The sequence below is a fragment of the Rhodococcus sp. W8901 genome (assembly GCF_013348805.1).
Classification (GTDB): domain Bacteria; phylum Actinomycetota; class Actinomycetes; order Mycobacteriales; family Mycobacteriaceae; genus Prescottella.
Map to the genome: position 1 here is coordinate 5,431,311 of NZ_CP054690.1, position 13,271 is coordinate 5,444,581.

The window sequence follows — 13,271 nt, forward strand, 5'->3', positions numbered from 1 at the left end:
CGGATACAGCGGTAACAGGAGGATCTTTCGATGGGCGTCAACCACATTCACACCGGCACCGTGGCCGTGATCGGCAACGGACCGGTGGGCCAGACCACGGCACTGCTGCTGGCCCGCTGGGGCGTGCGCGTCGTCCTGCTCGACGGCCGCGCCGAGCGGGACCCGATCGGCTCCAAGGCGATCTGCCAGCAGCGCGACGTGCTCGAGGTGTGGGCCGCGATCGGCGTCGGCGAGCAGATCGCCGCGGAGGGCGTCACGTGGGACACCGCGCGCACCTTCCACCGCGAACACGAACTGTTCGCGCAGCAGTTCGTGGACCATGGGCAGTCGCCGTTCCCGCCTTTCGTCAACGTCTCGCAGGCCCGCACCGAGGAACTCCTCGACGCGGCCATCGCGCGGCAACCGCTCATCGACGTGCGGTGGGGGCATCCGGTCGAGCAGATCGAGCAGGACGGATCCGAGGTCCGGCTCGGGTGCGCCACCGAGTCCGGCCCGGTGACGGTCGCGGCCGACTACGCGGTGCTCGCCACCGGATCCCGCAGCAGCGAACTGCGCCGGCAACTCGGCGTCGGGTTCCCCGGCCGGTCGTTCGATGACAAGTTCCTCATCTGCGACATCCAGGCCGACATCCCGGGCTGGGCCAACGAGCGGCGCTTCTACTTCGATCCGGAGTGGAATCCGGGTCGGCAGGTGCTGATCCACCCGTGCCCCGACTCCACCTTCCGCATCGACTGGCAGGTTCCCGGCGACTACGACCTCGACGCCGAGGCCGAGAGCGGCGCGCTGAACGACCGGATCCGACAGATCATCGGCGACACCCCGTACCGGATCGTGTGGAAGTCGGTGTACCGCTTCCACGCCCGCCTCGCCGACCGCATGCAGGTGGGCCGGGTGCTGCTGGCGGGCGACTGCGCCCACATCGTGTCGCCGTTCGGCGCGCGGGGACTCAATTCGGGTGTCGGCGATGCCGAGAACGCGGCGTGGAAGCTCGCGTTCGTGCTGCGCGGCTGGGCCGATCCGGCACTGCTCGAGACGTACGACCTGGAACGCCGCGCCGCGGCGGCCGAGAACCTCGCGGTCACGTCGGCGACGATGGACTTCCTGGTGCCGCAGACCGACGAACAGCACGCCCGCCGCCTGTCGGTGCTCGAGGCCGCGGTCGCCGATCCACAGGCCCGGGCCGAGGTGGACTCCGGTCGACTGGCGGAGCCGTTCTGGTACGTCGACTCCCCGTTGACCACTCCGGATCCCCGGCGCCCCTTCGCCGGACGCCCGGCCCGCGGCGTCGCGCCGGACCCGGTGCCCGGCGTCCTGGTACCCGACGTCCCGGTGACCGTGCGCGGCCAGAGTTGCGCACGCCTGCGGGAGATCGCCCGACACGGTGTCCTGCTGCTGCACGGAGCCGACGTCGATCCGACGGCGGTCCGGGAGGCCGCCCTCACCGCCACCCACTCCCCAATCCGGATCCACGCCCTGAGGGACATCGACACCACCGGGCTGCTCACGGCGGCAACGAAAGCCGGTGCGAACGACGTGTGGATCGTGCGCCCGGACGCGCACATCGCGGCCGTCGTCGACGGCAGTGACCGCCCGGCCCTGGCGGCCGCCCTGCGCCGGGCGGTGGGCGCCGAGGTGACCGCCGGCGAGCGACAGGTCGGCTGACTCACCGCCGGACGCGGTGGGCCTCGGCCAGCGCGCAGTCCCGCAGGACCCGCACCAGCGGAGTCACGCGGGAGGCGACGTAGACGAGGCTCACCGCGGTCGGTGCGGCGTCGGCGATGTCGACGAACCGTACGTTGTGGTGGTGCACGCGGCGTCGGGCGGCGATCGGCACCGCCCCCACCCCTCGATCGGCGGCGACCAGTTCCAGCCACTCGTCGAAGTTGGTGCAGGTCACGATCTCTCGACGCGGGTCGGGTTCCGTCCAGGACTCGGCGCGGGTCGTCCCGGTCAGGGTGTTGACCACCAGTGGGTGCGTTCCCAACTCGGCCCACGTGACCGTGTCCCGCTCCGCGAGGGGTGAGCGGGCGCTGACGGCGGCAACGCGTGGCTCCGAGAACAGGTGGTGGACGGCCAGCAGCCCGCCGGCGACGTCGCCGCGCATCACCGCAGCATCGACGACGCCGTCACGTAGCGCGGCCAGCGGATCGTCGCACCGCTGCAACAACACTCGCGCGCCGGAGCGTTCCTCGCAGGCGGCGATCGTGTCGTGTGCCCACGGGTCCGGAAGCAGCCAGCTGAATCCGAGTCGCACCGTCCGATTGGCCTGCGCGGACGCGATCGCGGCATCCAGGTCGCCCAGGACGTGGCGAATACGTTCCGCGAACGCCCGCCCGTCCTCGGTCGGCGCCATCGACCGCGACGTCCGCTCCAGCAATCGGGTTCCGAGCGTCGCTTCCAGTTGCTGGATCGTTCGGGTCAACGCGGGTTGGGTGATGTTCAGCCGATCGGCGGCGGCCGTGAAGGTGCCGGCATCGATCACCGCGATCAGTGCCCGCAGATGCCGCAGCTCGACATTCATAACCAACGAGCATAGATACCGTCGAAACGGCATTTCCGTACGCCCGGCGGCCGCGCATAACGTCGTGACGACGAAGGGGGACCACGTGAACCTGCCGACCCGGACCGACACGGGGGCTCCGCCCCGGCACGCCCGCGCGACGGTGGTGCGCGCCGCCGCCGGACTCGCCGCGGCGATGGGTGTCGGCCGATTCGTGTACACCCCGCTGCTCCCGCTCATGCAGGAGCAGACCGGGCTCGCGCCGTCCGATACCGCGCTGGTCGCGACCGCCAACTACCTCGGGTACTTCCTGGGCGCGATCGCACTGGCCGCCCACCCGTCCGGCGCGCACTCGCGGGCCCTCTTCCGCTCGTCGATCCTCGCCCTGATCGCGAGCGAACTCGTGATGATCATCGGCACGGACGTCCGCCTGTGGCTCGCGGCGCGCGTCGTGGCCGGCATCGCCAGCGCCGCCGTCTTCGTGTACTGCGCCACGGCGGTGGTCGGCCATCCGTCGGCGGGCGTGACGTTCACCGGCGTCGGGGTCGGCATCGCGACGTCGGGCATCCTCGTGATGGTTCTCGGACCGGTCGTGTCGTGGAACGCGCTCTGGGCCGCCGCTGCCGCGATGACGGCCGGCTACGCCGCGATCGCCTGGAGCCTGCCACCCGGATCTTCTTCCCCACTGGCCCACAACCGATCTCGGATGCGCGCGTCACCTTCGACGCGCTGGTGGACACTCGGCGCCTGTTACTTCCTCGAGGGCCTGGGCTACATCATCCTCGGTACGTTCCTGGTCGCGGCGGTCTCCGCCGGGGGTGCGCAGTGGACGGGCCCGGCGGCATGGGTGATGGTCGGGCTCGCCGCGATCCCGTCTCCACTGTTGTGGGCGAAGGCGCTGCGCCGCTGGTCCGCGGAGTCGCTGCTCGCGCTGGCACTTGTGCTGCAGGCCTTCTCCGCACTGCTTCCCGCACTGGTCGCCGGTCCGGTGGCCGCCCTGATCGCCGCGATCCTGTTCGGCGGGACCTTCATGGGCATCACCCTGCTCGCTATGGATTCGGCGCTCGGACTGGGCATTCCACGCGCCGCGGCGGCGTTGACGGCGGTGTACGGGCTCGGGCAGATTCTCGGACCGCTCGCGGTGACCCCGATGCTGGGTGACGGATTCCGGGCGGCGTTCGTCTGTGCCGCCGCCGTTCTCGTCGTGGCCGCGCTACTGGCGGGTGCGACCCGACGCCGGTAGCAGCAGATCCACCACCCGCTCCGCGGTGTCGGCGTCGACGAGGCCGCCGGTGACCACCTGACGGTAGAACACCGCGCCGGCAAGCGCGTCCATGAACAGGTCGACGTCGAGATCGGCCGGCAGGTCGCCGCGCGCCACTCCCCTCTCGATCACCGCGGCACAGTTGGCGCGGCGTTCGGCCAGGAATGCGGTGCGGAAGGCGTCGAGTCCCTCGGGCGTCGACGCCAGATCGCTGACGAGTGCCGGCATCGCGGTACCGAGGGGCGATCCGGCGTAGTTGCGCACGGTCCCGGTCAGCCACGCCACGAGATCGGAACGGGTGTTGCCGGTGTCGGGCACCGGCCCGGTGTCCATCAGCGTCGCGAGGGCGTCGGCGACCAGTTCCGGTTTGCCGGACCACCACCGATACAGCGTGGTCTTGTGCACCCCGCTCGCCTCCGCGATGCGCTCGACCGTCAACTGCGCGTACGACGTCGTCGTGAGTTCGTCGACGACGGTCTGCAGCACGAGGTGACGCTTGCGGGGGCCGCTCCGGCCCGCAGCGGGTGTGGTTACCGGCACTCCCACACCCTGTCACGAGGTAGAGTGCAACGCAACGTCGCGTTGCATTCAGGATTGGAAGCTATGAGGATCACCGCGTTCATGGGATCGGCCACCGGCCACGACCCGGCCCACCTCCGGACGGCGAGCGCCTTCGGGACCGACCTGGCCGCGGCCGGGATCGGCCTGGTCTACGGCGGCGGCCGGGTCGGGCTGATGGGCGCCGTGGCCGACGCGGTCGTCGCCGGCGGCGGGGAGGCCATCGGCGTGATTCCACGGCATCTCGCGGACAAGGAGATCGCTCATCCCCGGTTGACGTCCCTCGAGGTCGTCGAGTCGATGCACGCGCGCAAACAGCGCATGGCCGCGCTCGCGGATGCGTTCGTGGTCCTGCCGGGCGGCGCCGGGACGCTCGACGAGTTCTTCGAGATCTGGACGTGGCAGCAACTCGGGCTGCACACCAAGCCGGTGTTCCTGCTCGACACCGGAGGCTTCTGGCAGCCGCTCGTCGCACTGATCGATCATCTCGTCGACACCGGATTCGTCGGCGCACACCAGCGGGATGCGCTGCAGATCGCCGGTGATCTCGACGCAGTGCGCGCCGCGATGACGGGGTGGGCTCCGCCGGTGCCGAAGTGGACTACAACCAGCGGCCCGACCGACACGGACCTCGAGCCCGCATGACCGCCGAACGCCCCAAGGTCGGGGTCGGCATCGTCGTGGAGCGCGCCGACGGGCAAATCCTCTTGGGTCGCAGAGTCAAACCCACCGAACCCGAGACGTGGTGCCTGCCGGGCGGCCACCTCGAACCGGGCGAGACGGTCGAGGCGGCGGCTCGCCGCGAGTGCCTCGAGGAATCCGGCCTCTCCGATACGACGAACGCCGCGGGGTTCGTGGCCGTCGTGGACACCGGCTCGGCTGGTGGCGGTGTCGTGTTCGGCGTGCACGCGCGCAGCGGCGGAGTGCCGACCGGACCCGGTGAGCCGCACATCTTTCCGGAATGGGTCTGGGTCGACCCGACGGACCTGCCCCGCCCGCTCTTTCCCGCGAGCGACGCGCTGCTGCGCGCGTGGACCGGGGCGGAGCCGGATCCGGCGTGGCAGGTCCTTCGCGTCACAGCCGGGTGACGTCGAGGCTTCCGTCGTGGAAGTCGGCGCGCAGCCGCTTCTTGTCGAACTTGCCGACACTGGTCTTGGGCACCTCCTGGATCACCGCCCAGTTCTCGGGCAGCTGCCACTTGGCGACCTTGTCCGCCAGGAAGTCCCGCAGCTGATCCAGCGTGGCCTCGCTGCCCTCACGGAGCACCACCGCCACCAGCGGACGCTCGTCCCACTTCTCGTCCGGCACACCGATCACCGCCGCCTCGGCCACGGCCGGGTGACCCATGACGGCGTTCTCGAGATCCACCGAGGAGATCCACTCGCCGCCGGACTTGATGATGTCCTTCGTCCGGTCCGACAGCGTCAGATACCCGTCCGCCGTGATGGAACCGACGTCCCCGGTGCGCAGCCAGCCGTCCCGGAACTTGTCGGGAGCGTCGACGCCGTAGTACGACGACGTGATCCACGGACCCCGGACCTCGAGCTCACCGATGCTGCGGCCGTCGTGCGGCACCCGGTTGCCGTCGTCGTCGATCAGGCGGGCCTCCACGGACGCCGGGAACCGGCCCTGCGTGTAGCGGTACTTCCAACGCTGATCGCCGGTAGCCTCGGCCGGCGGGCGGCCCACGGAGCCCACCGGGGAGGTCTCGGTCATGCCCCACGCGTGCAGCACCGACACCTGGTGTTCGTCCTCGAAGGCATGCATCAGCGCCGGCGGCACCGCGGCGCCGCCGATCAGCACCTCCCGCATCGACGAGATGTCCTGCGGATGCTGCTCGAGGTACAGGTGCAGGCCCTGCCAGATCGTCGGCACCGCGGCGGCGAACGTCGGCTTCTCCGACGCGATCAGCTCGGCCAGTGGCGCGGGCTGCAGGAAGCGGTCGGGCATGATCAGCGATGCGCCGATCATGAATGCCGCGTACGGCAGACCCCACGACATCGCGTGGAACTGCGGCACCACCGCCAGGGCACGGTCACCCTGCTTCAGGTTGGGACCGTCGCTCATGCACACCTGCATCGAATGCAGGTAGATCGACCGGTGCGAGTACACGACGCCCTTCGGGTCGCCGGTGGTACCCGACGTGTAACACATTGCCGCAGCGGACCGTTCGTCGAGCTCCGGCCAGTCGTACTCGGTCGGCAGGCCCGCGATCAGACCCTCGTAGGTGTGCACCTGCATCCCCTCAGGTGCCTCCAATCCGACCGTCGAATCACCGGTGACGACGATGTGTTCCACCGTCTTCAGCTGCGACAACTGCGGCGCGAGCAGCGGGATCAACGTCGCGTCGACGATGATCACCCGATCCTCGGCGTGGTTGGCGACGTGCACCAACTGCTCCGGGAACAGCCGGATGTTCAGGGTGTGCAGCACCGCGCCCATCGACGGGACCGCGAGGTACGCCTCGAGATGCTCGGCGTTGTTCCACATGAACGTCGCGACCCGGTCGTCGCCCTCGACTCCCAGTCCGCGCAGCGCGTGCGCCAGCGCGGCACACCGCCGCCCCACCTCGGCATATGTGCGACGGCGCGGCCCGGCCTCCGTCCAGGTGATCACCTCGGCGTCCGCATGGACGGTGCTCCCGTACCGCAGCAACTGCGCAATGGACAGAGGCAGATCGTTCATCGTGCTCAGCATGGACGGCTCCTGGATCGATGCGTGCCGGTGTGGCGAGGTCATTGTGCGCCGAAACTACGCCACGAGGGAGACCTGGGTCACCCTCCCCCCACCTCGGCGTTTCGAACCAATCGGTCACTTGACCAACGGCCGACCTGCATCAACCGATGGGTCGGGACCCGAGTCGATAGGCGCGCCGCGCGTTGTCCCGGGCGATCATCCGGGCGATCCGCTCCGCATCCTCGGCCTTCCAATGCTCCTGCGCCACCGCATCCTCGAGCACATTCCCCAACGCCCGACGGAACAGCACCGCGCTCACATGGAACAACTCGGGCAGGCCGCAACCGTCGGTGGAGAACAGCACCGACCCGAACGGTGCCAGCTCGAGCAGCTCGGCGAGGATCCTCGTCGCACCGCGGGCTCCGACGTTCTGCACCGCGAGGCCGACGTCGACGAAGACGTGGTCGAACACCTGCGCGAGGTAACCGGCGTGTCGGTGGAACGGGTAGTTGTGCAGCAGCATGATCGGCACGCCGCGGTCCGCGGTGGCGCGCAGCAGCGGCATGAGCAGCAGCGGGTCGGCGCGGGCGAGGTCGGTGTCGGCGTCGCCGTACCCGACATGGAACTGGATCGGCAGCCCGGCGTCGACCGCCGTCCAGATGAGGAACCGGGCGAGCGTCCCGTCGACCAGTCGCGCCGGCGCGCCGCCGTCGATGTCCGCCGCCCACCGCACCGCGGCCGTGAAGACCGCCGCGTCGGAGGGGTGTTCGGGCGGCAGATCGAGCCCCACCCGATAGGCGGCGATCGTCTTGAACGCGACGGCGGACCCCGCAGCACTGCGAACCTGTTCGCGGAACCGGTCCGCGAAGTCGGGCGGGCCGTGCTCGACGATCACGCGCTCGGCCAGTGATTCCAGGCGCACCACCTCGTGCGCGGCCCCGCCGGTGTACGCGGCCAACTCGTGGGGCGTTGTCAGGCTCTCGGGCCGAAACCCGGTGTCGACGAGGTACTCGGCGATCCCGGCCGCGCGCAGCAGCCGCCGGGCCGCCTCGTCGGCACCGAGTTCGGCACGACGCTCGAGGTAGTCGTCGGGTGCGACGTGCGACTCCAGGCCCAGCGCGGGCGCGCACAGCCGCCGCACCGCGAACCCGACCTGGGTGTCGAAGAGGCTGCCGTGCCACGGACCGGGCGCGGTCGCCTCGCACAGCAGCGCCTCGAAGGCGGGACGGTCGAGTGGATCGCGCACGATCCCGTGGCAGTGATGGTCGACGAGGGCAATCCTGTCGACCAGCTCCGCAATCGGGTTCTCGCCGGGCGGTCCCGGCGTATCGTCTGGGAACGGCGCCATCTACGCCATTGTGCCGCTGATCAGGCCCGGCGCGAGGGAGATGCGATGGATCGGCACGAACGTGACCGACGGGCTCTCGAGGCCGCGCGGCTGACTCGGCGGCTCACCGCGCGCGGCGTCGTCGGCGTCGCCCTGACCTGGGTCGACAACAGCGGCGTCAACCGGATGAAGGCGGTGCCCGTCGAGCGGTTCGAACGGGCCGCGACATGGGGTGTGGGTGCCTCCCCCGTGTTCGACGCGTTCACCCCGGACGACACCATCGTCGCCGGACGCTTCGCCGGCGGCCCGGTGGGCGATCTGCGCCTGCTGCCCGACCTGGACCGGGTCACGGTGCTGACCGCGCTGCCGGGATGGGCGTGGGCACCCGTCGACCGGTACACGCAGGACGGCGACCTGCATCCCCAGGACTCGCGCGGCCTGCTTCGCCGCGCCGTCGCCCAGCTCGTCGAGGACGATCTGACGGCCAGAGCCGCATTCGAGATCGAATGGGTGATCGGGCAAGACGAGAACGATTTCGTGCCCGCCACCCGCGGGCCCGCGTACGGGTTCGCCCGGCTCGTGGAGCGGTCCGGGTATCTCGCCGACGTGCTGTCCGCGCTGCGCGAGCAGGACGTGCGGGTGGAGCAGATCCATCCCGAGTACGCGCCGGGACAGTTCGAGGTGTCGGTGGCCGCCGAGGATCCGCTCGGCGCCGCGGACACCTTCGTACTGGTGCGCGAGACCATCCGCGCGGTGACCACACGACACGGCCTGCGGGCGTCCTTCTCCCCCAAGGTCGAGGCCGCGGGCGTCGGCAACGGCGGACACGTGCACCTGTCGCTGCGGCGGGAGGGGATCAACCTGCACAGCGGAGGCGACGGGCCGTGCGGGATCACCGACACCGCAGAGTCGTTCGCGGCGGGAATCCTGGAACGGTTGCCGGCGCTGCTGGCCGTCGGGGCGCCGTCCGTCGCGAGCTATCTGCGGCTGGTGCCGGGTGCGTGGGCGGCGCCGTTCCAGGTGTGCGGGCACGAGAACCGTGAGGCTGCAGTGCGTTTGATCACCGGCAGCACCGGCGACGAGGACCGCGCGGCGAATCTCGAGGTGAAGGTCCTCGACCAGTCCGCCAACCCGTACCTGTGCATGGCCGGCCTGCTGTTCGCCGGGATGTGGGGCGTCCGCGCGGGCCTGCGCCTGCCCGCACTCGTGGACGTCGACCCGGCATCGCTGTCCGAGGAGGAACGAGAGGCACGCGGAATCCGTCGTCTCCCAGCATCGCTCGCCGAATCCACCGATGCGTTCGAGGCCGACACGCTGCTGACCCACGCATTCGGCACCGAACTCGCCGGCACCATCGTCGACGTGCACCGCGCCGAAATCGAGCAGTTCAGCGGCGCGACGGACGAGGACATCGCCGCGGCGCTCCGGTGGGCGTTCTGACGGACGCCCACCGCGGCCTGGTCTTGACCCTGACGTAGCGTCATAGTTGATGCTGGTCTCATGCGCATCAGCGACATCGCACAGGCGGCAGGAACCACACCGCGCACGGTCCGGCACTACCACCGACTCGGCCTGCTCGACGAGCCCCGGAGGCTGGCGAACGGGTATCGCGAGTACGACCTCGCGGACCTCGTCCGGCTCATGCGGGTGCGGTGGCTCGCGAGTGCGGGGGTGCCATTGGGCTCGGTGTCGTCGATCGTGTCCGCCACGACCGACGAAGCGGCGGCCGACGACCTCGAGTTGGACCTGACCGCGTTGATCGACTCCATCGAGGCGGAACGCCAGGTATTGGCAACCAAAAGCAGCCGTTTGCAGGAAATGCTCGCCGCCCATCGGGCCGGACGACCGGTCTCCCCGCTTCCGCCGGGCCTGGCGCTGATCTTCGCCGGTCTGATCGGTACCGAGTCCGATCCCGCCGTGCGGGCCGAGTTCGAACGGGAGCGCGACGCGTTCGAATTGGTGGCGATCTCCGGGGCGGCCCCCCAGGCGTTCTTCGACTCCGCCGCGCGTCAACTCGCCGACGAGCGCGCGAGGGACCGGATCGTGAACCTGTACCGGCGGTTCGCCGCCCTGAGGGGCCACGATCCGGCCCACTGCACGAGCGAGATCGAATCACTCGTCGAGGCAACGGAAAACACGATTCGGCCGGTGCTGGCGGAGGCGGGCATCCTCGAACAGTGGAAATCCGCGGTCCCGTCCCTGGACGGATCCACGGTGTCCGTCACGGACCTCGTCCCCGATCAGGCCCAGGGCGCCGTTTTCACCCTCCTGTTGCAGCGACTCGGCATCGTGCCCGAGGTCTCGCCGTGATCCGGTCGCTGTGGTTGTGGTGCCGCGGACGAGTCGACGGAGCCGGCGACGGCGTCTCCACATTCGGGTACACCGCTGGCACGCTGGGCATCCCGGTGGCGTTTCTCATCGCCACCGGCGTCGAGGCCACGGCCGTGCACCTGCTCGTGCCGTGGCAGTGGCTGCGGGTGGCGCTCCTCGTACTCACCGTCGCGTCCGTCGCCGCTGCGGCGGGCTGGCTCGCGACCCGCGCCGTCCATCCGCACCTGGTGACCGCCCAGAAGCTCATCCTGCGGTCAGGCCGGGCGACGATCCTGTCCGTCGATCGGGGTCGGATCGCCCGGGCCCTCCCCAGCCGGCGGTTCGAGCACACCTCCCCCGGCATCCACCACGGCCGGCTCTATCTGCCGGGTCCGGACGGAACCGTCGTCGACATCGACTTCGACGTGCCGGTCCCCGTCGACAAGCTCACGGCCACTGCGCAACTCGAGTCGTCCCTGGTCACCGGGGTGAGCCTGTACGTCGACGCGCCGAGGGATCTGTGCGCCCGACTGAGCATGAGGTGCTGACGAAAACCCTTCTCCTCACAAGGAGTTCAGAGCGACCACTCGTCCGCCAGCTCGACGACGATCTTCTTGTCGTTGCCGGGGTCGGCGGGGTCGTACCAGAGTCGGGTCTGCTGGCCGTCGACAACGGGGGTGGCGGCATGGACGACCATCCGCCGCTGCACCCATCGCTGGGTGTTCCCGCTGTCGGTGAACGAGAACGTCACCGCGGTGAAGATCCGGTCACTCTCCCGAAAGACGCTGTATCCCTTGTCGCTGACGATCGCCGTGGTGACCGTGCCGGTGCGTTTGGTCTGGTGGTCGCCGGCGCGTCGGGCCCGCCGTCCGCGCGCTGCGTTCAGTCCACCGATCAGACAGATCGCCGCTATCACGAGGCAGCCGTATCCGATGCCGGTCACGATCGGGCTGTCACCGATCTGCCGCCCGGCGGTGATCACGCCGATGCCGGCACCGGTCCACCAGGCGGCGATACCGTAGAGCAGTCCGAGATGGCGGGCCTTGAGGGCGATCGACGCCCAGAGGATGAACCCGGCGATCGCCAGCGGCAGACCGGCGAGGGCCCCGACGAACGCGAGCGCAGGCGGATCGAAGGACTCCGGCTCCATGCCACCGCCGAACATCCTCGGCCAGCCGTACCCCATACCCGCGCCCCCGGCGAACAGCAGCATCAGGGCAAGCGAGACCCGCCCCACACCCGGTGGACGGTTCAGTCGCGCGCGTCTGGCGGCAATCGGATCGATCGTGCTCATCGAAACTCCCCCTCACGCCACTGGATGGCGTGCTCCTACAGCGAGCATAAGCGGTCGCCTCTGCCCGGCGTGATCAGGAATCGAGTCGACCGAAACCGACAACGGCGGAATCGGATTCCCAATCGAGGTCGTGGACCCGGATCTTGCCGAGTTCGTTGCCACCGACGGTGGTGGCGTCGTCGCCGTCGACAGCGACGACGAAGTTGGTGTGCTGACCGATCCGGAACTCGTTGTTGTACAACACCACGTCACCGGTCTTGGGGCGGTAGCCGTTGCCCATCGGCTCGAACCGTCCCTCGGCCTCGTAATACTCCTGGAGCGTGTAGACGCCCGGGATCCGCCACGACCCGGAGTTCGGATTCGACAGCGGCTCCCCCGCCTCGCGCATGATCCAGCTGACGAAGTTGGCGCACCACGGCTCCTTCGCGCCGTCGGAATAGAAGGTGCCGGGCCGCTGCTCGCGGTGCTCGGCCTCGAGGAGGTCGACCACCTTGGCCTGTGTGGGAGTCAGCGTCGCGGTGTCGACGTCCGGGAAGGCCGCGGTGTCCCACGGCAGGTACCGATCGGGCGCCCACCACAGCACCGCGCCCGCCGCCAGCACCAGCACCGCGATCACGGATGCGCTCCACACGGCGAGGCGACGACGACGGGCGACGGGCTGTGCGCTCATGCCCTCGAATGTAGCTGGAAACGAGACGGTGCTCGGGTGGCGGCACCCGAACGGGTCAGCGGAACTCGATGATCAGCTGGGGCGGATCCTCGACGGTCACAATTTCGAACTGCGCAGGCTCGGCGCGAAGACCGATGAAGGACTGGGTGGTTCCGTTCACGTCTCGTGTGTCGGGCAGCAGGAAGAGTTGGGTTACGCGGGACCGGTCCGGTCCCACCAAGGGAGTTGCGGTGTCGTAGAGGCGGCGCGCGGGCAGCGCGGTACCCATGATGTCGACCTGCATGATCGCCCGTCCCGTGACCGGCAGGGTCGGACCGCCGCCGTAGGGGACCGCCTCGGCGACATATCCCGCCTTCCAGAAGGGAACACCGGAACCGTCGAACAGATAGACAACCCTCTCGATGCCGGTGTCGGCGTCGATCTCGATCCGCACGTCGTCCACTGCCGCAGTGGGACCACCACCGTCGGGCGACGGGACGTCGGTGGCGGGCACGGCGGGCACGGGGGGCTCGAGCGTCGCCGGGGGTAGAGGAGTCGCGCCGAACTGGATCCTGCCGGTGCGGTCGGCGGGAGTGGACGTAGCTGGCGGTGCGGGCAGCGAATCCGATTGTGGCGATCCCGAATCGGCGCCACAGCCCGCCAACATGATCGCACCTGCCACTGCTCCGATGG

General features: G+C 69.8%; 14 protein-coding genes. 7 read left to right on the plus strand and 7 right to left on the minus strand.

Going from position 1 to position 13,271, the window contains the following annotated elements:
* Positions 1–30 precede the first annotated feature (30 nt).
* A complete protein-coding gene (locus tag HUN07_RS25300; protein ID WP_174913925.1) occupies positions 31–1,662 on the plus strand; it encodes an FAD-dependent monooxygenase in 1,632 nt (543 codons plus the stop codon).
* Between the two features lies 1 nt (position 1,663).
* Here HUN07_RS25300 and HUN07_RS25305 read toward each other — a convergent pair whose 3' ends face one another.
* Positions 1,664–2,521: a LysR family transcriptional regulator gene (locus HUN07_RS25305; protein WP_174913928.1), complete on the minus strand. Its 858-nt coding sequence runs from the start codon at positions 2,519–2,521 to the stop codon at positions 1,664–1,666.
* 64 nt (positions 2,522–2,585) lie between these two features.
* Here HUN07_RS25305 and HUN07_RS25310 point away from each other — a divergent pair, with 64 nt between their 5' ends.
* Positions 2,586–3,743: a YbfB/YjiJ family MFS transporter gene (locus tag HUN07_RS25310; protein ID WP_368077026.1), complete on the plus strand. Its 1,158-nt coding sequence runs from the start codon at positions 2,586–2,588 to the stop codon at positions 3,741–3,743.
* On the opposite strand, the gene HUN07_RS25315 is transcribed toward HUN07_RS25310, so the two are convergent.
* Entirely contained in the window at positions 3,714–4,304 is a 591-nt protein-coding gene (locus tag HUN07_RS25315; RefSeq protein ID WP_114723952.1) for a TetR/AcrR family transcriptional regulator, read from the minus strand. The two genes, HUN07_RS25310 and HUN07_RS25315, sit on opposite strands and share 30 nt — an antisense overlap.
* Before the next feature lie 63 nt (positions 4,305–4,367).
* Here HUN07_RS25315 and HUN07_RS25320 point away from each other — a divergent pair, with 63 nt between their 5' ends.
* Complete coding sequence (locus HUN07_RS25320; protein ID WP_174913931.1) at positions 4,368–4,967, plus strand: TIGR00730 family Rossman fold protein; 600 nt, start codon at positions 4,368–4,370, stop codon at positions 4,965–4,967.
* On the plus strand, positions 4,964–5,410 hold the full coding sequence (locus HUN07_RS25325) for a nucleotide triphosphate diphosphatase NUDT15 (protein WP_174913934.1): 447 nt from the start codon (positions 4,964–4,966) through the stop codon (positions 5,408–5,410). The genes HUN07_RS25320 and HUN07_RS25325 overlap by 4 nt, the downstream gene beginning before the upstream one ends.
* Here HUN07_RS25325 and HUN07_RS25330 read toward each other — a convergent pair.
* Together HUN07_RS25330 and HUN07_RS25335 are read right to left on the minus strand one after the other, a co-directional pair.
* Positions 5,397–7,019 (minus strand): long-chain fatty acid--CoA ligase, encoded by a 1,623-nt coding sequence (locus HUN07_RS25330; protein ID WP_114723955.1) that lies wholly within the window; start codon positions 7,017–7,019, stop codon positions 5,397–5,399. The two genes, HUN07_RS25325 and HUN07_RS25330, sit on opposite strands and share 14 nt — an antisense overlap.
* Before the next feature lie 139 nt (positions 7,020–7,158).
* Entirely contained in the window at positions 7,159–8,346 is a 1,188-nt protein-coding gene (locus tag HUN07_RS25335) for an amidohydrolase family protein (protein ID WP_174913936.1), read from the minus strand.
* Positions 8,347–8,391: 45 nt separating this feature from the next.
* Between HUN07_RS25335 and HUN07_RS25340 the strand changes: the two genes are divergently transcribed.
* Genes HUN07_RS25340 through HUN07_RS25350 form a run of 3 tightly spaced genes read left to right on the plus strand, consistent with a single transcriptional unit; the run spans position 8,392 to position 11,183 of the window.
* Positions 8,392–9,765 (plus strand): glutamine synthetase family protein, encoded by a 1,374-nt coding sequence (locus tag HUN07_RS25340; RefSeq protein WP_174913939.1) that lies wholly within the window; start codon positions 8,392–8,394, stop codon positions 9,763–9,765.
* A 60-nt stretch (positions 9,766–9,825) separates the two neighbouring features.
* Positions 9,826–10,635 (plus strand): MerR family transcriptional regulator, encoded by an 810-nt coding sequence (locus tag HUN07_RS25345; RefSeq protein WP_174913942.1) that lies wholly within the window; start codon positions 9,826–9,828, stop codon positions 10,633–10,635.
* A complete protein-coding gene (locus HUN07_RS25350) occupies positions 10,632–11,183 on the plus strand; it encodes a hypothetical protein (RefSeq protein WP_254622678.1) in 552 nt (183 codons plus the stop codon). Before HUN07_RS25345 ends, HUN07_RS25350 begins: the two co-directional genes overlap by 4 nt.
* A gap of 26 nt (positions 11,184–11,209) precedes the next feature.
* On the opposite strand, the gene HUN07_RS25355 is transcribed toward HUN07_RS25350, so the two are convergent.
* From HUN07_RS25355 to HUN07_RS25365, 3 genes are all read right to left on the minus strand, one after another.
* A complete protein-coding gene (locus tag HUN07_RS25355) occupies positions 11,210–11,929 on the minus strand; it encodes a DUF3592 domain-containing protein (protein ID WP_174913945.1) in 720 nt (239 codons plus the stop codon).
* A 73-nt stretch (positions 11,930–12,002) separates the two neighbouring features.
* Positions 12,003–12,599 carry a CHAP domain-containing protein gene (locus tag HUN07_RS25360; protein WP_174913948.1) on the minus strand — a complete coding sequence of 199 codons (597 nt, stop codon included), beginning with the start codon at positions 12,597–12,599 and terminating at the stop codon, positions 12,003–12,005.
* A 55-nt stretch (positions 12,600–12,654) separates the two neighbouring features.
* Positions 12,655–13,260, minus strand: coding sequence for an AMIN-like domain-containing (lipo)protein (locus HUN07_RS25365; protein ID WP_174913951.1), 606 nt, complete (start codon positions 13,258–13,260; stop codon positions 12,655–12,657).
* Positions 13,261–13,271 lie beyond the last annotated feature (11 nt).